The sequence below is a fragment of the Novosphingobium sp. BL-52-GroH genome (assembly GCF_044813085.1).
Taxonomy (GTDB): Bacteria; Pseudomonadota; Alphaproteobacteria; order Sphingomonadales; family Sphingomonadaceae; genus Novosphingobium.
In genome coordinates this window covers 526,096-551,385 of record NZ_CP171149.1, presented here as the reverse complement: position 1 = coordinate 551,385, position 25,290 = coordinate 526,096, and the positions used below count along the sequence as shown (strand labels likewise).

Annotated in this window: 16 protein-coding genes; 8 read left to right on the top strand and 8 right to left on the bottom strand. The window is 64.8% G+C overall.

Going from position 1 to position 25,290, the window contains the following annotated elements; translation table 11 throughout:
* The first annotated feature begins 10 nt into the window (after nt 1-10).
* Together ACFFDA_RS02400 and ACFFDA_RS02395 are read left to right on the top strand one after the other, a co-directional pair.
* A complete protein-coding gene (locus ACFFDA_RS02400) occupies nt 11-1,693 on the top strand; it encodes an arylsulfatase (protein ID WP_404477997.1) in 1,683 nt (560 codons plus the stop codon).
* 319 nt (nt 1,694-2,012) lie between these two features.
* Entirely contained in the window at nt 2,013-3,056 is a 1,044-nt protein-coding gene (locus ACFFDA_RS02395; RefSeq protein ID WP_404477996.1) for an LLM class flavin-dependent oxidoreductase, read from the top strand.
* 559 nt (nt 3,057-3,615) lie between these two features.
* On the opposite strand, the gene ACFFDA_RS02390 is transcribed toward ACFFDA_RS02395, so the two are convergent.
* The 6 genes from ACFFDA_RS02390 to ACFFDA_RS02365 form a co-directional block, all read right to left on the bottom strand.
* Nucleotides 3,616-5,586, bottom strand: coding sequence for a glycoside hydrolase family 97 catalytic domain-containing protein (locus tag ACFFDA_RS02390; protein WP_404477995.1), 1,971 nt, complete (start codon nt 5,584-5,586; stop codon nt 3,616-3,618).
* Between the two features lie 85 nt (nt 5,587-5,671).
* A complete protein-coding gene (locus ACFFDA_RS02385; protein WP_404477994.1) occupies nt 5,672-6,694 on the bottom strand; it encodes a sugar kinase in 1,023 nt (340 codons plus the stop codon).
* A 7-nt stretch (nt 6,695-6,701) separates the two neighbouring features.
* Nucleotides 6,702-7,460 (bottom strand): 2-dehydro-3-deoxy-D-gluconate 5-dehydrogenase KduD, encoded by a 759-nt coding sequence (gene kduD, locus ACFFDA_RS02380; protein ID WP_404477993.1) that lies wholly within the window; start codon nt 7,458-7,460, stop codon nt 6,702-6,704.
* Between the two features lie 131 nt (nt 7,461-7,591).
* The gene (gene kduI / locus ACFFDA_RS02375; RefSeq protein WP_404477913.1) at nt 7,592-8,428 is read right to left on the bottom strand and encodes a 5-dehydro-4-deoxy-D-glucuronate isomerase; all 837 of its coding nucleotides are present in this window, start codon (nt 8,426-8,428) and stop codon (nt 7,592-7,594) included.
* A gap of 47 nt (nt 8,429-8,475) precedes the next feature.
* Entirely contained in the window at nt 8,476-9,651 is a 1,176-nt protein-coding gene (locus tag ACFFDA_RS02370) for a glycoside hydrolase family 88 protein (protein WP_404477992.1), read from the bottom strand.
* Entirely contained in the window at nt 9,651-10,952 is a 1,302-nt protein-coding gene (locus ACFFDA_RS02365; RefSeq protein WP_404477991.1) for an oligosaccharide MFS transporter, read from the bottom strand. Before ACFFDA_RS02365 ends, ACFFDA_RS02370 begins: the two co-directional genes overlap by 1 nt.
* Nucleotides 10,953-11,147: 195 nt before the next feature.
* On the opposite strand from ACFFDA_RS02365, the gene ACFFDA_RS02360 reads away from it, so the two are divergent.
* The 6 genes from ACFFDA_RS02360 to ACFFDA_RS02335 all read left to right on the top strand — a co-directional run bounded on the left by ACFFDA_RS02360 (nt 11,148) and on the right by ACFFDA_RS02335 (nt 21,357).
* Nucleotides 11,148-12,215, top strand: coding sequence for a LacI family DNA-binding transcriptional regulator (locus tag ACFFDA_RS02360; protein WP_404477989.1), 1,068 nt, complete (start codon nt 11,148-11,150; stop codon nt 12,213-12,215).
* Between the two features lie 37 nt (nt 12,216-12,252).
* Complete coding sequence (locus ACFFDA_RS02355; RefSeq protein ID WP_404477988.1) at nt 12,253-13,140, top strand: ROK family protein; 888 nt, start codon at nt 12,253-12,255, stop codon at nt 13,138-13,140.
* 97 nt (nt 13,141-13,237) lie between these two features.
* Nucleotides 13,238-14,860, top strand: coding sequence for a glycoside hydrolase 43 family protein (locus tag ACFFDA_RS02350; RefSeq protein WP_404477987.1), 1,623 nt, complete (start codon nt 13,238-13,240; stop codon nt 14,858-14,860).
* Nucleotides 14,857-16,278 (top strand): glycosyl hydrolase family 28 protein, encoded by a 1,422-nt coding sequence (locus ACFFDA_RS02345; RefSeq protein ID WP_404477986.1) that lies wholly within the window; start codon nt 14,857-14,859, stop codon nt 16,276-16,278. Before ACFFDA_RS02350 ends, ACFFDA_RS02345 begins: the two co-directional genes overlap by 4 nt.
* 374 nt (nt 16,279-16,652) lie before the next feature.
* Complete coding sequence (locus ACFFDA_RS02340) at nt 16,653-19,277, top strand: TonB-dependent receptor (RefSeq protein ID WP_404477985.1); 2,625 nt, start codon at nt 16,653-16,655, stop codon at nt 19,275-19,277.
* A gap of 52 nt (nt 19,278-19,329) precedes the next feature.
* A complete protein-coding gene (locus ACFFDA_RS02335) occupies nt 19,330-21,357 on the top strand; it encodes an alpha/beta fold hydrolase (RefSeq protein WP_404477984.1) in 2,028 nt (675 codons plus the stop codon).
* Between the two features lie 36 nt (nt 21,358-21,393).
* On the opposite strand, the gene ACFFDA_RS02330 is transcribed toward ACFFDA_RS02335, so the two are convergent.
* Both ACFFDA_RS02330 and ACFFDA_RS02325 read right to left on the bottom strand, forming a co-directional pair.
* A complete protein-coding gene (locus ACFFDA_RS02330; RefSeq protein WP_404477983.1) occupies nt 21,394-22,872 on the bottom strand; it encodes a glycosyl hydrolase family 28 protein in 1,479 nt (492 codons plus the stop codon).
* Nucleotides 22,873-22,892: 20 nt separating this feature from the next.
* Nucleotides 22,893-25,259 (bottom strand): hypothetical protein, encoded by a 2,367-nt coding sequence (locus tag ACFFDA_RS02325; protein WP_404477982.1) that lies wholly within the window; start codon nt 25,257-25,259, stop codon nt 22,893-22,895.
* Nucleotides 25,260-25,290: the final 31 nt, after the last annotated feature.

The following is a 25,290-nucleotide window of genomic DNA, read 5'->3' as shown; positions in this document are numbered from 1 at the left end:
GCCACAAACGATGGCCGACGCTGCTCATATCCCCGGTTCGCGGATCGCCCTGACCGTGATCGCCTGCCTCGCCTCCGCCTGCTCACCGAAACCGGCGCCTCAAGCCGCAATCGCCCTGCCGCGACCAAACGTGGTGGTCATTCTGGCGGACGATCTTGGCTATTCCGACATCGGCGCATTCGGCGGGGAAATCGCCACGCCCAATCTGGACGCCCTTGCATCGGCGGGTCTGCGACTGACGGACTTTCACGCTGCGCCGTCGTGTTCGCCGACGCGGTCGATGCTCCTGTCCGGAACCGACAATCATACCGCCGGCGTCGGTGCCATGGCGGAAGTCCCGATGGACCGCACCCGCTGGGGCTATGAGGGTGTGCTCACTCCACGGGTCGCGACGCTGGCAGAGCGCCTGCGGGAAGGCGGGTACGAGACGTTGATGGCGGGCAAATGGCATCTTGGCATGACACCCGAAGAAAACCCCAAGGCCCGCGGTTTCGATCACAGCTTCGCCCTGCTGCAAGGCGCGCACAACCACTTCGGCAAGGGCGGCTTCGGCCCGGACAGCAACCCGAGCGTGGCAGCCTATTACACCCAGGATGGAACCCGGACCTCCATTCCGGCCAATTTCTATTCGTCGGATTATTTCACGACCAAGCTGATAGACCAGATCGACGGCACTGCCCCAGACAAGCCCCTGTTCGCCTACCTTGCATTCACCGCGCCACATTCGCCGTTGCAGGCGCCCGCTGCGGACATCGCCAGATATCGCGGCCGCTACGACACGGGCTGGGCGGTTCTTCGCGAGCAACGCCTGGCGCGCATGAAAGCGCTGGGCCTGCTGCCGAGGGACGTCGCACCCGCGCCCCTGCGGCCCGATGCGGCCTCGTGGGACAAACTGTCGCCCGAAGAGAAGCGTGCCCAGTCACGCCAAATGGAGATATATGCGGCCATGGTCGACCGGCTTGACCAGAACGTCGGTCGCCTGGTCGCCGCGCTGCGTCGCACGGGTCGTTACGACAACACGATTTTCATATTCAGTTCGGACAACGGCCCGGCAGGCGAGCGCATGGAGACTTATGCCGGCATCCCGGGCCAAACCGAATATCTCAAGCGCTTCGACAAGGGCTACGAAAACATGGGATCGGCGACCTCGTTCGTCCTCAGAAACCCCTATTGGGCCCAGGCCAGTTCGGCCCCTTCCGCCATGTTCAAGGGTTGGATGACCGAAGGGGGCACTCATGTCGCCGCCTTCATCACCTACGCCGGGTTCAAACGGCAGGGCTCCATCGGGCGCGCATTCGGCGACGTCATGGACATCGTGCCGACCGTGCTGTCCGCGACCAGCGTCCCGCTTACCCCCACGGTTGCGGGGAGGCCCGTTGCGGCGGTCCGCGGGCGTTCCATGGTGCCCTACCTTCTCGAGCGCACGGAAACGGTGCACGCAACCGGGGACAAGCCCGTCGTAATGGAACTGCACGGGCAACGCAGCGTGCGGCAGGGGCGATGGAAGCTTTTGTCGATGCCGGCGCCGATGGGCACGGGGCAGTGGCAACTCTACGACCTCGATGCGGACCGTGCAGAACAGCACGACGTCGCGGCGCAAAATCCCGCCGTTGTCGAGAGCTTGCGGGGCGCCTGGAACCGGTATGCCACGGAAGCGCGCATTCAGGATGGTAAAGGCATGGCGGTGCCGTGAAGTCGGCGCGGAGCCTCGATCGGGACCAGATCGCCGCAGATGGGCCGGTGCGCTTCCATCCCGCCGTCGGCGGCGTCCTGCATTGATCGTGGCCAGCACGCGGCCTTCGTGGTGCCCCGGCGTCGGATGATATTGCGCGCGCGTAGCCGATCTGACGAATATCAGTCCGCGTTCCCGATCGATGGGCACGGTCAGCGCCTCGGGTGGTCGCCGGTCGGGATGTGACGGGGCGATCGAAGATGCGGTCGATCTTTCGCTCGCATGGATCGGGTTGCACGATTAGGTCAACGCCGACGATCGCGAGGAAAGTGTTGTCAAAATGGGTCCCGCCAAGCAATTCGAACTGGGTGTCTATTCGTTTGGCAACACGCCGCGCGGTGCAGACGGTCGCTATGGTCCCAGTGCGCAGGCGATACGCGATGTGCTGGAAGCAGTGCATGTCGCCGAAGCGGTCGGGCTGGATTTTTTCGGCTTTGGCGAACATCATACGCGGTCGATGCCTTTGTCCTCGCCCACTTCCCTGGTGAACGCGGCGGCGGCCTCGACCAGCAGGATCGGCCTTGGAACGACCGTATCCGTGTTGTCGACCGACGATCCCGTGCGTGTCTTTCAGCAAATGGCGACGGCCGCAGCGATCGCGCCGGGCCGGATCGACCTCGTCGCGGGTCGTGGATCGTCCGCGATAACCTTCCCGCTCTTCGATCTCGACGAGGGCGATTATGACATGCTTTTCAGTTCCAAGCTGGCCTTGCTCTGCACGATGAACGGGCAGGACGGAGGAAGCTGGACCGGGCCGCATCGGCGGCGTCCGCTGGACGAGACACTGGTCGAACCTCGCCCGGAGCAACCGCTGAAGCTCTGGCTCGGCACCGGAGGCACGCCGGATTCCGTAAGGAGAGCAGTCGAGCAGCGTTTGCCGCTGTTTCTGGGCATCCTGGGCGGAACGCCGCAGCACTGGGCGCGGTACGGGCACGCCTACCGCGATGCTTGGGCCCGGGTCGGGCATCCGTTGAACGAAGCCGGCATCGCCGTCGCCGTCCATGGCTTCGTGGCTCGCGACGATCAAACCGCCAAAACCACCTATCTGCGCCATGAACTGGAAATGTTCAGGACCGGAGCATCCGAACTGGGGCGTCCTGCGGTGGCTCCGCGAGGCCGCGAAAGGGATCTGGAGCGCGGCGGCATGGTATTTGCCGGCGGGCCAAACGAAGTTGCCGAGCGCATTCTGGAGTTACACGAACACCTGGGCCATTCCAGGCACATCCTGCAGATGGACGTCGGGGGAATGCCACAAGGCACGTTCCTTGAAAGCATCGAGTTGCTAGGAACCAAAGTTCTCCCGCAGCTGCGCCGAGCGCTTTAGCGTACCTTCCACGCTATGGCCTTGGGATGGCGATGGCGATCAGCGCCGCGCGTCTGCAACCCAACCAATCTTAGCCGAAGATTTGCGCCTTTTTGGTTTCCAGCGGTTTTTATGGTAATCGAACCCCTGGTTCTTCGCGCAGAAGCATGCGCCATCTTGCTCGACACGCGATTTGCGGTCGTTCCAGCAGGTTTGCCCGGCGTTGAGGCCGCGCCGCTTGCGATAGCGCTCTGGAGCTAGGAAGGCCGCGCCCACGGCAAGTACCGCATCGCACTGGCGCCGCTGACTTACGGTTTCTCGATCACGCCCTCGGATTTCCAAGAGGACCGCGCCGGGGCCGATGGCTTCGCCGATCTGCTCGGACCGGAGGCGGAAAAGCCGAGGCGCTGAGGGAAGCAGAGATATTGTATAGGACGCTCCTCTTCCCAAACCATCTGAACTTTTTTCATCGGGTGGTTGGAATCGAAAGGCAGTGTCGCAATCGGCGCGCTCGCTTTGCGGCCGCACCGTACTAGGCGCGATGCGCTGGCGGATTGAGGTCTAAGTCCCCCGCGATGCCTCAGATCAGCTTCTCGAACAGGATTGCCTGACCGCCGCTCGGCTGCATCGACACTTCGATTTGGTCGTTGGCAGTCACTTCGCGTGTCGAGATCGCAACTCTGGTCAGGCGCGCTTCCTGTGCTTGGTCGCCGTCGGCGAAGATGGTGGCGTGCCACCGGCCTTCGCCCAGGAAACCTAGCGAGACCGGGATCTTGCGCGCTTCCTCGTTGGTCATCGCGCCCAGGAACCATCGTGGCCCATGTCGCCGGGCTACGGCGACATATTCTCCTGGTGCCCCGGCGAGGGGGCAGGTCTCGTCCCAGGTGGTGGGGCATTCGTCGAACCAGCGCAGTGCAGGCCAGGCCCCAATGCGGTACTTCGCCGGGGTGTCGTACCAGTACAGGAACGTAAGCGGGTTGTAGTACACCGCCGCCATCGCCAGTTGGTGGGCGTTGGTGGTCTGGTTCTTGTAGTGATCGTAGCAGATCGTGTAGTCGATCGGCCCAGCCAAAGCACGGGTGAAAGGCAGCGTCACGTTGTGGCGGGCGGTCGGGAACTGTTCGTTGCCACGCACGCCTTCAAGCGCGACATAGTTCGGCAAAGTACGCTCCAGGCCGGCGGGGCGCAGGTTGTCGTGCAGGTTGACCAGCAATTGGTTGTCGCCGCAGGTCTTCACAAGATTGTAGATCCAGTCGACGTCCTCCTGCCGGCCTTCCCAGATGAACCCGAACTTGATGCCGGCGATACCCCATTTGCGATAAGTCGCGACGATCGCGTCGAGCTGCCGCATCGCCGGCACGCGGTCGACATAGACGATCGTGCCCAGTCCCTTTGCGCGGGCGGCGGCCACGATGGCTTCCATGTCGAGACCATCGATCGGACGAGTAGCATCGCTTGGATCGGTACCGTCGCCATACCATTGGGCGTCGAATTCGATGTAGTCGAGCTTGCGGTCGTGCGCGAAGGCAATGCCGTCCATTGCACCGGCATTGGAATAGGGCTTGCGGATGCGGAATGCGCGGCCGGGCTTGATCCAGTTGTCCGAGTCCAGCCGGTCCGGCGTGGCGAGGGTGGGCACGAGACTGGCCTTGCCGATCAGCGCCGCCGGCGTATCTGCGACCATGACGACGCGCCACGGCGTGGTGAACGGTGTATCGACCGAGAACAGCGGCGCCGCATGCGTATCGCCCGGTCCGGAATAGCCCGTGGCGCGTCCGGGAAAATGCATAAGGCGGCTGACCATCGTCTGCTCGTCCGGGCCGGGGGCGAACATCATGCGCGGATAGTGCAGGCGGTCGGATTCGCACAGCAGCATGGCAAGCCCGGAACTCGTCTGGGCCAGGGCCGGAGTATCGGCGAGTGCACCCTTGTCGGTGCTCGCGGTCAGCTCGGGATGGGGAACCGGTGCGATCTTCCCGGGGGCCGTGATCGCGTATTCGCCTTCGTCGCGGCTGGTCCATACGCGGGTGCCGGCGGGCAGGCGGAACTCGATCACCTCGCCGCCGAGTCGCACCCGCTTCCGGGGCGCGGAGAGGAGGACGAAGCGGCATGCTATGCCGTCGTTGTGTGCCAGAAGCCGAACGGCAAACCGAATGCGTGAGCGGCGATCCTCGAATTGCGCTTCCAGCTGGTTGGCCTTGCCGTCGTAGCGCGCGGCGATGCCGTAAGGCGGGGTCCAGCTACCATCGATCGACTCGGTGCGGGAACCGAGGAACTTGGCACCGGGGCCGAGGCGCCGTCCGTCGGCGAGCACCAGAGCGAGGTCCGACGGCTCGAGCATTACCTCGCCGGCGCGGCGTGCCGACCAGCGCGGATGATAGCCCTTTTCCGCAGGGATCAGCAGTTCCACAGTAATGCGCCCATCGGGCGATGTGACGGAAACGCGCTGCGGTTCAGTCGCCGCGGCATGCGCTGGCCGGGGCGAGGCGGCGAGGCTGCCGGCTGCGGTCGCTCCAAGGCCCAGAAGGAGGGTGCGGCGGTTCGAATTCATGCTCTGTCTCCCGGTATTTCATGATGCCAACTGTCGTATTCCACGTCGGCTTTGGAGGGGCGGATGTCTCTCCGCTTGCGTTGTTTTACCGCCTGACGTCACCACCGCTTGCGGAGAAGGCGTCGAGTTCTTCGCGCGTGACCAGGCCCATGTCGCCGGGCTGGGTGTGCTTGAGGACGGTGTAGGCAAGGCCGGCATGGGCCATGGCGGCGATGTCGGCGCCTTCCAGCCACTTGTGGAGCACTCCGGCGGCGAAGGCGTCGCCGGTGCCGATGCGGTCGACGATGCCGGTGACGTCGACTTCGGCGGTCTGGTGGGCGTCCTCGCGCGCGTCGATGCGGGCGGCGATGCGGTGGTGGCCGGCGTTGACGACGTGGCGCGCGGTCGAGGCGATCAGTTGCAGGTTCGGGAAGGCGTCGAAGGCGGCGAGCGCGGCTTCGCGGCGACGGTCGGAGCCGTCGCCGGAAAACGGCTTGCCGAGCAGCAGCGAGATGTCGCGGTGGTTGCCGATCATCACCGTCGCCGCTTGCATCAGCTCGGTGAGCACGCGGCGCGGGTCGCTGTCCCAGGCGTCCCACAGCAGGGCGCGGTAATTGCCGTCGAAACAGATGGGCACGCCGGCGCTGGTGGCGGCGGTGACGGCGGCTTGCGCAAGCGCGACGCCCCCACGCCCCAGCGCCGGCGTGATGCCCGACAGGTGGAACAGTCGGGCTCCCTCGAGCGCGGAGGCGAAGTCGAAATCGCCCCCGGAGGAAAGGGCGAAGACACTGCCCGCGCGATCGTAGACGATCGACGAGGGCCGCAGCCCCGCTCCGCTCTCGAGGAAATAGAGACCCATGCGGCCGCCACGGTCCTTGGACGCGCGGCTGACGTGGGTGGTATCGACGCCCGCCGCGCCGAGCGCGGCGCGGGCCTTGTCGCCGAGCGGGCCGGACGGCAGGCGGGTGACCATCTTCACCCGGTGGCCCAGCGAGGCGAGGCCCGCCGCGACGTTCGCCTCGGCGCCGCCCACGACCATGTCGAGCGCGTCGCACTGCACCGTCAGGCGATGGCCGGGGGTGGCGAAGCGCAGCAGCACTTCGCCGAAGCAGGTGACGTGTCCGCTCATCGCCGCATCACCGCGCGAGCCAGCCGCCGTCGACGGCGAGGACCTGCCCGGTGACGTAGTCCGAAGCCGGCGAGGCGAGGAACACGGCGGCGCCGGCGATGTCCTCCGGGTTGCCCCAGCGGCCGGTCGGGATGCGTTCGAGGATCTGGCGGTTGCGCGTCTCGTCGGCGACGAGCGCGGCGGTGTTGTTGGTGGTGATGTAGCCCGGCGCGATGGCGTTGACCTGCACGCCCCTGGGCGCGAGTTCGTTGGCCATGGCCTTGGTCACGCCGGCGACGCCCGACTTGGCGGCCGCATAGCTGGGCACGCGGATGCCGCCCTGGAAGGTCAGCAGCGAGGCGATGTTGACGATCTTGCCGCCGGCTCCCCGCTCGACCATGCCGCGCGCCGCCGCCTGGCTGAGGAAGAACAGCGTCTTGAGGTTGGTGTCGACCACCGCGTCCCAGTCGGCTTCGGAAAACTGCAGCAGATCGTCGCGGCGGATGATGCCGGCGTTGTTGACGAGGATGTCGATCTTGCCCAGGCCTGCGATGGCCTCGTCGATGACGCGGCCGACGGGTTCGATGCTCGCCAGGTCGGCCTTGATGTTGACCGCCTTGCGCCCGGTCGCGGCGATCAGGGCGAGAGTCTCGGTGGGCTGCGAGCGACCCGCCACGGCGACGTCGGCGCCGGCTTGCGCCAACGCGACGGCGATGGCCTGGCCGATGCCGGTGTTGGCGCCGGTGACGAGCGCGGCCTTGCCCGCGAGGTCGAAGGAAATTGCCATGAATCCAATCTCGTCATTGCGAGCGCAGCGCGGCAGTCCGGGCGGTCGCGCGCTGGGCTCTGGATTGCTTCGTCGCTGCGCTCCTCGCAACGACGAAGGGGGCGGGGAGGAAGCGGGAGGGGTGGACCGCGCTACTGGAGCTGGCAGATGTCCAGCACGTTCATGTCGGTGTAGTCGAGGTTCTCGCCGCCCATGGCCCAGATGAACGCGTACTTCTTGGTGCCCGAGCCCATGTGGATCGACCACGGCGGGCTGATGACGGCCTCCTCGTTGGCGATGACGATGTGGCGCATCTGGTCGGGCTCGCCCATGTAGTGGAAGATGCGGTCGTTCTCTTCGGGCAGCTCGAAGTAGAGGTAGATCTCGGAGCGGCGGTCGTGGAGGTGGGGGGGCATGGTGTTCCACACCGAGCCTTCCTCGAGCACGGTGAGGCCCAGCAGCAGCTGCGCGCTCTCGCACACGCCGGGGATGACGAGCTGGTAGATCGTGCGCTGGTTCGAGTTGGCGAGGTCGCCGCGCGCCAGCGGATTGGCCTGGTCGAGGGTGATGTGCCTGATCGGCAGCGCCTTGTGCGCCGGGACCGAGGCGATGTAGAACCGCGCGCCCTGGCCTTCGAAGATCACCTCCTGGCTGCCCATCGGCACGTAGAGGCATTCCTTGTTGCCCATCTCGAAGCGCTGGCCGTCGACGGTGATCGCGCCGGGTCCGCCGATGTTGGTGATGCCGGCCTCGCGCCGCTCGAAGAACGACTTGCCCTCGGCGCTCTTGGGCACCGTCTGCAACGGCAGCGCCAGCGGCTCCGCGCCCGGCACCGCGCCGCCGATGATGAAGCGCTCGTTGTGCGAGTAGTTGAGGTTGACCTCGCCCTCCCTGAACATCCCCGTCACCAGGTAGCGATCGCGCAGTTCCTCGTTCGAAACGCAATCCATCATGTCCGGATGCGTGGCGTGGTAGGTCTTGCAGTACATGGGTCTTATCCTGTGATGCGATGGGAGAGGGGAGGAAATGGCATGTGTCAGGCCCAGTAGGGCTGCCAGGGATGGCGAAGGCGCATGAGGGTTTCGAGGTAGAAGTAGTCACCCCAGATGCATGCCTCGTCGACCCCGGCCTTGTTGGGCATGTGGTAGACGCCGTGCAACAGCACCGCGTTGGACCCATCAAGGGGGGCCAGATAAGCCTCGCCAAGCGTGGTGACGATTGCGATGGCCCAGGCTTCGTAAGTCTCGCGAAGCTCGTCCGAAAGCGGCAACGCCTGTGCCAGCTCGAGCAGACCGCTAGCGGCAATGGCGGCGGCGGAGCTGTCGCGCGGGGTCTGGTCGTCGTCCGTGAAGATCAGGTCCCAGCAGCAGATGCCGTCCGCCGGCAGCCGGTTGAGAAAGTGATTGGCGAGCCGCGATGCGAGATCGAGGTAGCGCGCATCGCGCGTATGCCGCCAGCCAAGCGCGAAACCGTAGATACCCCAGGCCTGCCCACGCGCCCAGCTGCTGTCGTCCGAGAATCCCTGATGCGTGCTGCCATGCCGCGGCGCGCCGGTCTTCGTATCGATGTAGTAGGTGTGGAATGTGGAGGCGTCCGGCCGCACCAGCAGGTCGGCGGCGCGGGCCAGATGCTGGTCCGCCGCCGCGGCGAAGTCCTTGTTGCCGGTCTCGCGCGTGGCCCAGTACAGCAGCGGCAGGTTGAGATTGCAGTCGATAATCATCCGACCGCGTTCCTTCGGGTTCTTCATGTCGCCCCACGCCTGGATGACGCGGGCGATCGGATCGAAACGCTTCAGCAGCAGCCGCGCCGCCTCCAACCCCGAAGAACGGGCTTGTGTGCTGCCGGTAAGGCGATGCCCGGCGCATGCCGAAAGCGTGTAGAGGAAGCCCAGGTCGTGGTGGTCGACGTTGACGTGCCGCTCGATCCGGGTGGCGAAAGAGGCGACATTGGTTTCCGCCACGCGACGGTAGCGCTCTTCGCCGGTCAGTTCCCAAGCCAGCCACAGAAGTCCCGTCCAGAAGCCGTTGGTCCATTCCACGTTGTCGATGGCCGCATAAACTCCCTGCTGGCTGGATGGAGCGGGGAAATACTCGCCGAATTGCGGCAGCATTCGGTCGATCCGGGCGAGAACGTCGCCGAGAAGCGAGTCGAGCCGGGTGGTGTCCAGTGGCGCACGCTCGCGCAGGGCAAGGGGTTCGAGGGCAATCGTCATCAGCTCTTTGTCTCTAGAGGGCGCAGATCGGCGGGAGCGGTCGGTGCGGCGCTCGTCGGATCGGCGGGCTTGTGCCGGGGAACATATTCGCGGGGCGTGGGCGACAGGGCGAAGAGCGACCAGACCCAGAACACCAGTGCGAAGGCGGCGATCAGAAAATAGGTGTGCTGGAACCCGAACAGGTCGTAGCCGATCCCGGCCAGCGGCGAGAGCACGGCAAGGCCGAGCGAATGGCCGAAGCTGACCCCGACCATGTAGACCGTCGAGGCGAAACGCGCTTCGAAATGATAGGCGATGTAGCGGAAGATGGAGACGGCCAGGATCGGCAGCTCGATCGCATGGGCCATCTTGCACATCGAGATCGTGATCGGTCCGATGGCGAAGCCCGATCCCGCGATGCGCAGAATCATTATCATCGCGGCCAGCAGCAGCCCCCGTGTGGCGCCGAGGCGGCGCACGATCCACGGGGCCACGAACATGCCGCCCGCCTCGACGAAGATCTGGGCCGAATTGAGGTACCCGAACATCGCGTTGCCTTCTTCAGGCGTGGCGAAGAGCGAGGAGAAATAGAACGGGAACTGCTGGTCGTAGACGAGGTAGAGATTGGTCACGCCCAGGATCAGCACCATGAAGCGCCAGAAGTGCGGTTGCGCGAACAGGGCCATCGTGTCGCGCAGGGTGAGTTTGTCGGCCGCGCGTTGCGCCTCGGGGTCGGGCTCGATGCGGGTGAGGCGGATCAGCGGAAGCAGCGCGAGCCCGGCCAAGCTGGCGAGGCCGAAGTTGATGGCCGGGTCGATGTTGTAGAGCCGCCCGGAGAATGCCGCCGCGGTCGCGAAGCCGATCGATCCCCAGAGGCGGGTCCGGCTGTATTCGAAGCCGTAGCGTCGGCCGACACGATCGACGTAGCTTTCCAATGCATAGCTGCCGGCCATGAAGGTCAGGCCAAGATAGAGGCCGCCAGCCACCGCGCCCACCGGTAGGTTCCAGTAGAGCAAAGGGGCATAGACGTAGAGGAAGAACGGTCCGGCCAGGATGACCAGCAGTGCGATGAATACCGGCACCACTTTGCGAAATCCCATGCGGTCGGAGAAGTAACCGTATGCCGGCTGCGCGAGCATCGCGCCGATCGAGTTGACGGCGAACACGGTGCCAGCCTGCGTCCCGTTGAGGTGCAGTGAGCGTGTCAGCCATATCGAGAGCAGCGACATCGCCATGGCCTGCGCGAAAAAGAACGCGAACAGGAAGGCGCTTAGAGCCGCATAGTTTCGATTACGGAATGAAAGCAAGGCATCCTCGTTCACGTTGTCATCTGCCGACTGGAGTGACGAACCGTCATGCCATCGATCTGTTATCGATATCACTTATGCAGTTCGAAAATCAGTTTGGCAAGAGGGTTTGCTTGACATGCCGGGTTAATCGGATATCGATACCAGGGAAGAGGAAGCGTCCCTGCGAATGGTGCCGCTCATCCAGGCTACCCGCAATGGAGGGGCATTTTGGCGACAAGCGACAAGAAGCGCAAGGCGGGCGAAGCGAAGAGCGCGCACCGCCCCGTCGTGACCATTCACGATGTCGCGCGTCATGCAGGTGTGTCGTCGATGACCGTTTCGCGCGTGATGACCGGCAAGCGCCACGTCAGCGAGGCCATGCGCGAAAAGGTCAACGCCGCGATTGCGGAGCTGGAATATTCTCCCAACCTGACCGCGCGCAGTTTTTCCAGCGCGGTGCGCGTCGGCGCAATCTATTCCAACCCGGCGTCCTCCAACCTGGGCGCGTTCCTGATGGGTGCGTTCCGCCAGAGCGGGGAGAGCGGCTGCCAGTTCCTCATCGAGCCGGGGGCAAGCGAAAGGGAGGCTATCGCCAGTCTCCACAAGCTCGTCGAGGCACGGATAGGTGGCGTGATTCTTCCGCCTCCCTTGTGCGATTCAGAAGCGCTGCTGGAACTGGCCGCAAATTGCGGAGTGATCCCTTTCGCCTTCGCCACCGCAATCCCCCGGGCGCAGGTCTCGGCGATCATCGTCGATGACTACAAGGGCGCATTCGACATGACCCGGTTCCTGATAGGCAAGGGCCACCGGGCGATCGCCTTCGTTCAGGGCGACCCTTCGCATTCGCCTTCGCAACGGCGCGAGCAGGGCTATCGTGCGGCCATGGCCGGCGCATCTCTAACGATCCGCGACGAATGGATCGCGCCGGGCCTGTTCACTTATCGCTCGGGCCTCGATGCGGCGCGACAGCTGTTGAATCGTCCCGAACGGCCGACTGCGATCTTCGCCAGCAACGACGACATGGCTGCGGCTGTGACGGCTGTCGCTCACGGTATGAACCTGCGTATTCCCGAGGACCTGAGCGTGGCCGGCTTCGACGATGCGCAGATCGCCGGCACCATCTGGCCCGAACTCACCACGATCCGTCAGCCGATATCTGACATGGCGTCCCGTGCCGTCGCGCTTCTAAGCGAGCAAGTGCGCGAAGCCCGAACCGGCTTACATCCTGACGTCCAACATGTGCGGGAGATGCTGACGCTCGTCGAGCGCGCCTCGACCGGGCCAGCTCCTGGCTGAGGCCGGTTCCGCACCTCCACTTTCGAGAGGAATCTGTATGACCATCTTCGGCGCGATCGAAGCCGGGGGCACGAAATTCGTGTGCGCTGTAGGAAGTGCGCGAGCGGGATCGTTGTGTACTACGACCATTCCCACGCGCGATCCGGAAAGTACGTTCGCGGACGTCGCGAACTTCTTTCGCGACGCGGAAGGCCTCGGCGATCTCGCTGGCATCGGGATAGCCAGCTTTGGACCCGTCGTTCTCGATCCCCGCTCGCAGGACTTTGGGCGAATTCTCGCTACGCCCAAGCCCGCTTGGGAAGGGACCGACATGATCGCGCGCGTCAGGGCTTTTTCCGGCGTGCCGCTTGGCCTCGATACCGACGTCAACGCTGCCGCCCTTGCCGAAGCGTGGGTCGCGGGGGGTGGCGTGCGCCAGCTTGCTTACGTGACGGTCGGCACGGGAATAGGTGTCGGGCTGGTCTGCGATGGGAAAACGGTGCATGGCATCGGGCATCCAGAGGCAGGGCATATCCTCGTTCGCAGACACCCGGCCCACGCCGATTTCGGCGGAATTTGCCCGTTCCATGGGGATTGCCTGGAGGGTCTCGCATCGGGGCCTGCGGTCGCTGCGTCGTGGGGTATCTCGCCATCGCAATTTCCTGCGGAGCACCCATTCTGGGAGGTGGAAGCGGACTATCTGGCGCAGCTGTGCATGTCGCTGTTCCTGACCGTGGCTCCCGAGCGCATCGTTCTGGGCGGCGGCGTAATGAAGCTGGAGCGCCTCTTGCCCATGATCCAGTTGAGGACGCTGGAACTGCTTGGCAATTACGTAGCCGGCGCGTGCGATATCGAGACGATGAAGCAGCGTATCGTTGCACCGGCCTGCACCGAGCCGTCGGGCCTGACAGGCGCCTACCTCCTGGCCGAGAGCGGCCAGGCCTGACGCGAAGGGAGCGGAGATCATGAGGCGGAGGCCATGGGCTGCGCTGTCTGTCGCTCTTGCGAGCGTGTCCGTCAGCGCCCAAGATGCTGGTCGCTGGATGGCGGATAACGGTGACGGGACGTATCGCAACCCGGTCCTCGCCGGCGACTACTCAGACCCGGACGCCGTTCGCGTCGGCGACGATTATTACCTCGTGTCCTCCTCGTTCACGGACGTTCCGGGCCTGCCAATCCTGCACTCGCGCGATCTCGTGAACTGGACGGTGATCGGCCATGCGCTTGCCCGGGTGCTTCCGGACGATCACTATCGCACGGCGCGCCGGGGCGGAGGGGTGTGGGCACCGGCCATACGCCATCACGGTGGCCGCTTCCTGGTCTACTACCCCGATCCCGATCGCGGCATCTTCGTCGTTTCCGCGCTCGACCCGCGCGGGCCGTGGAGCGATCCGGTACTGGTCGACGCCACGCCCGGCGCGATCGACCCGGCACCGTTCTGGGACGACGACGGCACCGGCTGGCTGGGCTATGCATTCGCCAAAAGCCGCGCCGGGAAAGCCAACCTGATCGCGCTGAAACGGCTGAATTCCGCGGGTACGGCAACGGTCGGGCCCGAACGGATCATCATCGACGGCGACCGCCAGCCTCCGGTCGAAACCAGCCTAGGCCCGCGGCCATGGCAGACCACCGAGGGCCCCAAGATCTACAAGAGAGCGGGATGGTACTACGTTTTCGTCCCCAGCGGGAGCGTGAAAGGCGGCTGGCAGGGCGTGTTCCGCAGCCGTTCGCTTACCGGCACCTACGAGGGGCGCAACGTCCTCGACCAGGGGCGCACCGCAATCAACGGCCCTCACCAGGGGGCCTGGGTGGATACACCCGGCGGGGAGGACTGGTTCCTCCATTTCCAGGACCGCGACACCTACGGACGCGTCGTGCTGCTCGAGCCGATGCGCTGGCAGGATGGCTGGCCGATCATCGGCCGGGCGTCCAAGGGCGATCGACGCGGCGAGCCGGTCACCACGTACCGCAAACCTGCCTTGCCACGGCAGCCGCGCGGGGCACCGGTGGCGGACGACGAGTTTGATGACGCGGTTTCGCTCGCCTGGCAGTTCGGCAGCAATCCGGGCGACGACTGGATGTCGGTCGAGGACGGGCGATTGCGGCTCAAATCGGTCACCGGGTCCACCGACCTCTACGAAAACGGCGCTTTGCTGTCGCAGAAGTTGCCTGGGCCGAGGTTCTGCGCCCGGACCCGGATGCGCTTTGCCCCGCTGCGCGTCGGCGAGCGCGCCGGCCTGGCGGTCCACGGCACCAACTTCGCATGGGTCGGGCTCGAAAACCGGGACGACGGCGTTCGCCTCGTCCAGGCATACCGGGCCGACGGCGCGCCCGGCGACGCCATCACCCAGGTTGCAGGTCCGTCCGTGAAGCAGGACGCCGTGTGGCTGGAATTGTGCGCCGAGCCGGTCACGGTCGGCGTGCCGCCGCCCGATTTCACGCCCTACTGGCCCTCCATGCTGCGAGAGACGCGCATGGCGGTGCGGTTTGCCTACAGCTTCGACGGGCACTCCTACACCGGCCTCGGCGAACCCTTCGAGGCGCGGGCCGGACGCTGGGTCGGCGCGCAGATCGGACTTTTCGCGCAAGCCGCCCTTGGAACCCCGGCGGCGTTGGGCACGAGCGTCGGCCACGCCGACTTCGACTGGTTCAGGATAGACAAATGAAACGCCGACTCGCAATCGCTGCCTGCACGTCCATCGTGGCAGGTGTTCTCCTGTGCGCCGATCCCGCGCTGGCGCAGGGGGCCGGAAAGCTCGAAATCTACCCGTCGCCGCCGGGCCCCGATTACTACTCCGCGCACGAGGATACGTTCACGGTCCGGGTGCGCGAGCCGGGCGGACCATGGCGCGATCTCTACGAGTATCGGGTGATGGTCGATGCCGACAACCCGCAGTCGGCATCAATGGCCACCTTTGGCATGGACGGCCCGGTAGAAGTGGCCGTCCAGAAGAACAACGCGGACGTGCGCCGGGTCGAGGTACGGCCCGGCTCGCGCGGGGTGGCGGTCAGGCTGGAGGGCGGCGTCGCTTATTTCACGCTCGATCGCCCGGCGAACCTCTCGGTCGAGTTCGATGGCGACCGGCTGCACAACCTCCATCTCTTCGCCAATCCGCTCTACGTTGCGGGCGCGCCGACCAAGGGGCGCCGGCTGGTGACCTTCGCGCCCGGCATCCACACGCCGCCGGACGGGCAGGACAGCTTCCGCTTCGAATCCGACACCGATGTCCGGCTTGCCGGAGGCGCGATCCTCAAGGGGCAGGTCGACGTGAGCCGCGCCCATGACGTGCGGATAACCGGCCCGGGGATCCTGCAGGGAGGGAAGGAGGGCATCTCCGTCCTCTTTTCGCAAAATGTGGAGATCGACGGCCCCATCGTCGTCAATCCCAAGCACTATACGCTGTTCTGCGGGCAGTCGAGCGGGCTGACCTTGCGCAACCTGCGTACCTTCAGCGCCGGGGGGTGGACCGACGGGATCGATTCCATGAGTTGTTCGGACGTGCATGTCGATGGTGCGTTCCTGCGCACTTCGGATGACAGCATCGCGATATACGCCGATCGCTGGGACTATCACGGCGACGCCCGGAACCACGTCGTCGAAAATTCGACGCTATGGGCGGACGTTGCGCATCCGATAAACATCGGCCTGCACGGCAACAAGGAAACCCCCCGCACCATCGAGCACCTGGTCTTCCGGAACATCGACATTCTGGGTCATGACGAGGACGATCGCGACTATCAAGGCGCCATGGCGATCACCGACGGTGACAACAACCTCGTGCGCGACGTCGTCTTCGACGACATCCGGGTAGACCGTATCGAGGAAGGGATGCTCTTCAATTTCAAGGTGGTGTTCAACCAGAAGTACAGCCTGGCTCCGGGACGCGGCATCCGCGACGTCACGGTCCGCAATGTCCGGTTGCGTGAAGGACTGGTCAATCGCCCGGTGATCGCGGGCTTCGATGCCGGGCGGACGGTGCGCGGGGTCGTGCTGGAAGGCGTGGAAGGCCCCGATGGAGCGATCGGCCGCGAGGGCATCGATCTGGGCGCTTTCGTCGAGAACCTGACGGTCTCGACCCGGTAGGCACCGGCTCCTCCTCGTTCGTCGCAAAAGAAAGAGGCCGCCAGCGGGAAAGCTGGCGGCCTTTAGTTTGACAGGGGGCCTTTGGGAGGAACGCCCCTCTCGTATGAATTGATCGACTATCCGCCTACTTACCGAATTAGGATATCGATATCAGCATGGATGGGCAAGCCGTAATTTGCGGACCGACCAACAAGCCATCCTCTTCATCACGTCGTGGTGGAGCCGATGACAGCAACAAAATCGCACGAGCGACTGCAAAGTCGCTTGCATCACGGATATCGATATCATAATTGCGAGATATCGATAACACTTTGTTGACGGCCGGGCGGTGCATTGCGCTGAACAATCTGGTCGGAGCAGTGGGGAGAGGGACTATGAGGAAAAGCCATCGGTTTACGGTCGCGTTGCTTGCAAGCGCGTCCATGTTTGCGCTGCCCGCCCGGGCACAGGACGTTGCCCAGGCCGGGGACGAGGCATCGGCGCCGGAGATCATCGTGACCGGACTGCGCGCCAGCGTGGCCTCGGCCCAGGCCATCAAGCGTAACGCCGATACCATCGTCGATTCGATCGTCGCGGAAGACGTCGGCAAGTTTCCCGACCAGAACGTCGTCGAATCGCTGGCGCGTGTTCCCGGCGTGCAGATCGTCCGTAGTGAAGGGGAAGGGTCCAGCGTCACTATCCGCGGCTTGTCCAACGTGAAGACCGTGCTCAACGGTCGCGAACTGTTCGGTGGCAACAGCGAAGGCAACTACAGCGCCCGCAACTTCAGCCTGGGCGATCTTCCCTCCGAAGTGCTCGCCGGGGTCGATGTGTACAAGACTTCCAACGCCGACCAGATCGAAGGCGGGCTGGGTGGTTACATCGATGTGCGTACGCGCCGGCCCTTCGATTTTTCCGGATTCACCGCCTCGCTATCGGCCAAGGGCACGTACTTCGACCGGGTGCGCGGCTACGACGGCAAGGTGGAGCCGACGATCTCCGGGCTGGTCAGCGATCGATGGGAAACCGGGCTCGGCGAGTTCGGTGCCCTGCTCAACGTATCCTATGGCAAGACCGCGCTGACCCAGGACAGGCAGGCGGTTTCCGAAGTTGCGGTGCGCCCCGACTTCGCCGGCTCGGGCCAGACGGTGACGACGCCGTCCGTCTCGTTCCTGAACGGGACGCAGAACGGTTCGCACGAGCGCTTTGCGATGGTGGGATCGCTGCAGTGGAAGCCCAGCGATTCGCTCACCCTTTATGCCGACGGGTATTACGTGAAATACACCCGCAAGATCGACTTCGCCGACTTGCGCATCAGCATGGGCGAGGAGACATCGGACTATACCCTGTTCCCGGGCAGCTCCGATCTCGCGTCCGGCACGTTCGTGAACAGCACGATCAACTCCGCCACCGCTTTCGGAGACGAGTTCCGCACAACCCAGCAATATGCGCTTGGCGGCGAGTGGGCTGACGGCAGCGGCCTGAGCATCAAGTTCGATGCCTCGCATACCTCGTCGGACAACAAGGCGACCTTGCAGGAATGGGATTTGTCGACAAGCGCACCCGGCATGGACTTTGCGGTCGACGGGCGCGGGCGACAGTCCGTTTCGATAAGCGGTGTCGATCTTGGCAATGCCGCCAGTTACACGCCGGTCTACGATCTCAGCATCCTGCTGGGAGGCAAGCAGCATGCCAATACCGGGCGGGTCGATATCGCCTATGACGTCGGCGGCCTCGTCAAGTCGCTCCAGGCCGGCGTGCGCTACAACGAATACGTGGCGCAGAACCAAGGTTACGTGAACTTCCTGTGCATCAACGGGTGCGGCGGCGGTGGACTTTCCGGCGCGGACCTTCCCTCCGACTTCCTCGCCAGCTATCCCTCGATCGCGGGTTCCTTCGTAGGCTGGAACACCTCGGCGATGCGCCAGCAGGACGAGCTGCGCGCCTATTTCGGCCTGCCCGTCGACGAAGCATACAACAACGACCAGTACTTGCGCAGCGTGGAGAAGACCACGACGCTTTACGGCAAGCTCAGCTACGATATCCCGCTGGGCGGGCTCTCCTTCGACGGCAACGTGGGTGTTCGCTACATCCATACCTCGCTCAGGAACCGCTCCTTCGGCACCAGCCCCGATACGCCGGGCGTCTACGACGTGGCACAAGTCGACTCGTCGAGCCGCAACGACGTGCTGCCCAGTTTCAACGGCCGACTGAAGTTCTCCGACAAGACCTGGCTGCGTCTGGCAGCCAACAAGAGCCTCGAGCGTATCCCGTTCAGCGACCTCAACGGCGCCATCATCATCACTAACGCGGCCCAGCTCGAGGCGCGTCGCGGCAACCCCGATCTCCAGCCGTTCACCTCGTGGAACTTCGACGCTTCGCTGGAGCACTATTTCTCGCGCACCGGCCTGGTCTACCTGGCGGGGTTCTACAAGCGGGTGAGCGGCTATCTGCAGACCATCACGCTCGACGGGCAAACCATCCCTGGTGTCGCGGGTGCCTACCAGATCACCACCAAGGTCAACGGCGACAAGGGCACGCTCAAGGGCTTCGAGGTGGGGGCGCAGACCTTCTTCGAGTTCCTGCCTGAACCGTTCGACGGCCTCGGCATCCAGGCGAACTACACCTTCGTGGACAGCGCGGTTCCCTCGCCTGTCGACGGCGGCGGCAAGGTGGGGATCGAAGGCCTCGCGCGGCATTCCTACAACCTGATCGGACTTTACGAAAAGGGCCCGATTTCCGCCCGCGTCGCCTATAGCTGGCGAGGCAAGCTGGTCAGCGCCTCGGCACCGGCCGACGGGGCGGGCGCCACCAGCCTTTACCCCAACATCGGCGAGCCGGTGGGGGTTCTGGACTTCTCGCTGACCTATAACGTTTCCGACCGGTTCGCAGTCACCATCGATGGTGCCAACTTGCTGGGCTACAAGGATCGCGGCTATCGCTTCGAACGCCAGACGCTACCGACCGGCGAACTTCTGAGCGATCGCCGCTTCGGTATCCAGGCGCGCTACAAGCTGTGATCGCGGCGACTGGCAGGAGCGGCACGCCGCAAGAGACTGAGGACTGACCCGCATGGGCGCTGGACACCGGATAACCGCTTCGTCGATCATGTTCAGCGCGCTGTTGCTGGGTGCCCCGGGGGCGGGCGCGGCGAAGCCGGCAACCGACGCCGCCGGGCAACCGGCGGTGACTGCCGGGGCCGCCGCGCCCGATGCCACCAGGCCTGACTTTTCCGAACTCGATGCGCAGGTCGCCCAATGGGTTTCGGATGGGCTGTACCCCGGTGCGGGGCTCATCATCGGGAAGGGCCACGAACGGCTTTTCGAACGATACTACGGTACCTACGATGCGAAGAGCAAAGTCCACGTCGCTTCGGCCGGCAAGTGGCTCGCCGCGGCGACGATCGCCGCTCTGGTCGATCGCGGCAAGCTGCATTGGGACGATCGGGTATCGCGCTTCATCCCGCAGATGCCTGCGCCGATGGCCGATGCCACCTTGCGCCAGTTGCTGTCGCATACTTCGGGCTTCGCCGATTATCAGCCTGCGGATCGACCGCGCGATCACTACCAGACGCTCGAGGAATCGGTGAAGCATATCCTGCCGCTGCCCGCCGATGCGGAGCCGGGCGCCAAGTTTCGCTATGGCGGCCTTGCGATGCAGGTTGCCGGCAGGATGGCGGAAGTGGCTTCGGGCGAAAGCTGGGAAGCGCTGTTCCAGAGGCTGATCGCGCAGCCCCTGGGCATGCAGGACAGCGGGTTCACCCCTGTTCCCGACGAGGAAGGTTTCAGCCCGACTCTCGGCGGCAGCGCGTTCACCACGCTGCGCGATTATGCGCGGTTCCTCGAGATGGTGAGCGCGGATGGCCGCTATGACGGCCGGCGGGTCCTGTCGGTCGCCGCGATCGAGGAAATGCAGCGTGACCAGGTCGGGCGTGCCCGTCTCGCCGACGGAGAATACGTCGAGCAGGCGCGCGCGCTGACCCATCACGGCGTCTATGGCCTGGGTGAATGGCGCGAACGCCTCGATCAGGCCGGCCGAGCGGTCCAGCTATCGAGCCCGGGCTGGGCCGGCGCTTATCCCTGGATCGACAAGCAGAGCGGGACCTACGGTTTCCTGCTCGCGAAAGTCGACGTCGGGCGGGCCAAAGCGCTGGGCGTGTCATCGTTCCTCTCCAGCCCGGTCATGGCTTCGATGGCGCATCAGGCCATGAAGGATGCCTCCACGACCGGGGTGCGCCGCGGCTATGCTTCGGTGCGCGGTGGCCGCCTGTACTGGGAGGAACACGGCAAGGGGCCGCCGCTGATCCTCATCCATGGCCACAGCTTCGACCGGACGATGTGGGATCCCCAGATGGCGGCGCTGAGCAAGGATTTCACCGTCATCCGCTACGACATGCGGGGCTATGGCCGTTCGACCATGCCCAGGGACCGCGACGGCCAGATGCATGCCGCCGATCTGGTCGAACTGATGGATGCGCTGGGGATTCCCAAGGCGCACCTCGTCGGCCTGTCGCTGGGCGGCGCGGTCGGCCTCGACATGGCGATCCTGCACCCCGATCGCGTACTGTCGCTGACGGCGGCGAGCGGCGACATATTCGATTTCTATCCCGGTCCCGACGAGCCCTGGACGGCAGCGGCGATCGCCCAGCGGGAGAAGGAGATCGCGGCGTTGCGGCGGGGCGGTATCCAGGCGTTCAAGGAACACTGGCTCGACCAGTTGACCACGCGCGGCGGCGGCTGCGTCGATGCCATTCGACCGAAGGTGTGGGACATGCTGTCGCGCTGGACTGCGTGGCAGCCGCTGCATCTCGAGCCGCGCCTCCTATTGGGACGTGCTGCATCCGAGCGCCTGCGCCGGCGCCCGTTGACGATGCCGGTCCAGATACTGACGGGCGATGCGGACCTGGAACGTCCCGATCCATTGCTGGCGATCGCGCCCGGTACGTCGCGGGTCGTAGTGCCCAATGCCGGGCACGTCATGAACCTGGAGAATCCGGCCGCCTTCAATGCGGCGGTCATCGCCTTCGCCCAGTCCCGCAGGCCGATCGCCCAGGCGATGCTGGCACCCCTCGTTTCCGCCTGTCCGAGCCCGTCCGACTGACGCCGGACGGGCGGGGGCGAAGGCGCCATCGCCGGCTCAGCGCAAGGTCAGGCCACTTACGAACGGGCCGACTTCGATACCGGCCTGGCGAGGATCGGTGATCCGCTTGCCGTTCACCACCAGGTTGTCGATGGTGACGTTGCTGATTGCAGTGCCTGGCGAAAGCCCGCGGATGATTGACGCGCCCGGCATGCCTTCGCCGGTATAGGTGACGTTACGCAGGGTTACGCCGTCTATGCCACGGCCGGGGGCCTTGTTGTAGCGCGCATTGTTGCCCGCCACGATGTTGATGAGCTTGCCTTCCTCGATGCGGTCCACGCGGATGTTGCTGAACGTGACGTTCCTTATCAAGGTGCTGTCGCCCGAATAGATCGCTATCGCGCCTTCCCAATCAGGATCGTCCTCGTCGAGATTCGCTATGTCGATCGCGTCGAAAGTGACGTCGCGAATGGTCCGGGGCGTGTCATTGTCCCCGAAATGGCCGATATAGAGGGCATGGGCGACATCGTTCCAGATGCGCATGTTGCGCAAGGTAATATCGTAGGTGTCACCAGGAGGGTTGACGTCGGGCGTTCCGGTCCTGGCGGCGCGTTGCCGGCACAAGGGACAGTCGGCCACCGCATAGATGACGATGGCATCATCCGAAACCCGCAGGTATCCGCCATCGACGGTCACGTGCTGCGAGGTCGAGATATTGATGCCGTCGGACCATTTGCCCGACGTGAAGCCGGTGATCGCGTGTACGCGCACGTCGTGAGAGTTGCGCACGTTCATGACGCGCGCCGCATCCTTGCGGTCGCCGTTCACGAGGATGAGATCGCCGATGTCGATATTGCTCGAACCTTCGAGGTCGATCGCCCGTCCCGGCTCCCACAACAGGCCGCGGCCCATGATCTTCACGTCATGCAGGCCCGTCAGGTCGAAGGCGCCACGCAGCACTGCGCCGCCTTCCAGGTAAACGGTGTCGCCGGATTCGATCGGGAAATGGTCGATGCCCCCGGGCGGGGTGTGCAGCCCCGGTCCAAAATAGCGCACGCTGGCGCTTGCCGGGCGACGCGCGGGCGGCTTGCCGGCGATGACGTGCAGGTTGTGCAGCCGATCGTCGTCGAACTGGATCGAGAAACTCTCCGGTTTGGTGAGCTTCATGCGGACGATCGATCTCTCGCGGCGCGGCACAACGGCGCTGGAGCGCGGCGAGACCGACACATCGGCGAACTTGCCGTTGTTCTTCTGGACTTCGATCTCCACCGTCCCTTCGAAGTCGAAGTAGACCATCGAGGCATTCTGCTTGGTGTCGGTGTCTATGAGTACGCGGTATTCGTATAGATCGTGCCAGCTGCCGCCCGGCTGCCTGACGCGCACCGTGAAATCGTCGTTGTGGACGGAGTACATAAGCTCTGCCGGTACGGGATAGGTCTGCAGCCTGTCCTGCGCCAGCGCATGGCTCGACAGGCCGAGTGCAAGGCCCGTTGCCGTGTATCGTGCCGCGCGGCACGCTCTCGAAATCGTCCTCACTCGCTGACCTTTCCGCGCCGTCATTGCTTGAAGAGGATGCGCGTCGACTGAGGGGCGAGCGCGATCTTGCTGCCGGCGGCAAAAATCTCGCCGCTGGTCAGGTCCTTCGTCGGATATGCGGGGGTCACGAAAGCATGCGTGTCTTCGTCACTCATGTTCATGGCGATGGTGTAGCCGGCATAACTGGCCGCATAGAACCCCGCCCGCCCGGCGTAAGGACTATCGTCCCCGGCCTTGAGGATCACGCCGCGCGGTGGCCGCGCGATTGGCAGGGCTTCGCCCGCGTCGGCGGCCACGATCCCCGGGTACGCGATGTCGAGGCCGTTGTTGAAGCCCGGGTTCACGTTCGAGGGCTTGACGATGCGCAGGCCGCTGTCAGCGAACCTGACGTCATCCTCGTGGATCGTGGCGTTCCATTCGCCGTCGGGGCGAATCAGATGGACCTTCGCCAGGCTGTTTACCGCGTGGCTCGCGCGCCAGTACAACGAGATGAAGAAGCGTTCCTCGCCACGCTTCACCGCCACCACGCCGACGCGCGGATCGGAGAAGGTGAAGTCGGGCTGGCCCTGTGACATCGGGAGCTGGAACGGCTGGCGTGGCAGGCTGCGGATCGCCTCGTATTCGTCCGGGATGGCAAGCAGGCTGGCGGTGACGCGACTGCCCGCGGTTTCCATCTTCGCCGCGATTTGCGCGAAATACTGCCCGTCCTCCAGCATCTGCTGCGCATAGGCGACAATGGGAGGGTCACGGGTGATCGTGGCGGCCTGAAATGCCGTCCCGTCCCAGCCGGGCCTTTGCGCATAGGCGACGTCACCGGGATACTTGTTGTCGCGCCATCCCACCACGGCTTCGAGGCGGACCACCCGATGCCCGGCATCATCGACGACGGGATAGCGGAAATGGCCGCGGGCGCGGGCCATCTTGGTCAGTTGTGCAAGAATGAGTGCGTCGCCCGGCTGTCCCGGCGCCGGCCGCGTCGCATCGTACATGGCCGATATCCAGTCGAGCGTCTCGCCGTAATTGCCGACATAACCCAGTTCGCGCGTCAGGCCCGTGGGCGTTACCTGCCGATAGTCCGGGGCGACCGAGTAGGCACGGCGCATCGTTCCATCCGGGCCGCTCGCGACGTACGTCGAACCGCCGCCAAGCGCATCGTCGCCGCGCCAGGGTGCCAGCCCCACCGACTGGTACAAATAGTCCAGCGCCTGCTCTTCCGGCATCGCGCGAGCAGGGGCGATCGCCCGGACACCGCGATTGCACAGGTAGATCCCGTAGGTGTCCACGATCTGCGACTGGTTGGAATAGAAGCGGCGGTTGTGGCGGTGTTCCTCGCGGCTGGCGACGAGCATGTCGGACCAGGCTTCCCGCCGGCGGATTTCCGCGCCCGACAGGCCCGTGACGGGCTTGTCGAGATAGGCCGCGAACCAGTCCGGGTGACGCGACAGCACGTCGCCCATCGGGCCGAAGCCGAACCATTCAGGATTCCATGTCGAAGGTTCGAATGCCACGATACCGGGGTTGTCCCGGAATGCCCGATAAAACCCGTCGAAGCCGTCGACGAGGCGACCGATTACCCGCGGGTCGCTCGCCGCCTTCGTCCAGCTGACCTCGCGAGCGCGCGCGAGAAACTGCAGCTCGGGTTGGCGCAGCGCGCCTTTCCTTTCGAGCATCTCGACGATCGACGCATTCACCCTTTCCTTGAGCCGGTCGAGGACCTCGGGTCCGGGGGGCTGCTCCGCTGCCGTCTTGGCGACCACTGGTGCACCGGTGCCGACCGGGGCATGAAGGTCGATGAAGCCGCCCTTGTGGGTGTAGATCGCGTAGATGCCGCGCGTGGCGGTCTTCATCGGTAGCTGGAATTCCTTGAACGTCTGCCCATAGGGAAAGATCGGTCCGCTGGAGTCGAGCCGACACGACAGGGACTTGCGCCCTTGCGTCAGGGAAAGCGGCAGGGGGAAGCTGTTGTACACGAACTGCCCCGGATGCTGCGGCGCCTGCGTGCCCATGTCGGCAACGTCAACTTCGCCCCCGAGCCTCGCACCGATCTGCTTACCGTCGCAAAGCAGGATCAGGTGGTTGGGATTGGCGTCGTCTCCCGAAAGGGCAAGAGATACGTAGGTTCGCTCGTTGGCGGATACGGCAATGTCGAAGGACATCGAACCTCCCGCCCAGCCGTCCTGCTGGGGCGGCAGCAATTTCCGGAAGGATTCCCCGTTCAGCCCCGATCCGGCGGGATTGTTTCCAGCGACGACGTGGTGGGCGCTTTCCGAACCCCGGTTGCCGAAGCGTAGCTGGTCGATGATCTGCGCATGGGCAGGCGCCATGACCGCGAAAGCCGGCAGCACTGCGCAGGAAGCTAGGAACCGGCCGAGGGATGTCTTACGCAAGATCGTCTCCAAGTCTCTGGTCGCCGCATGA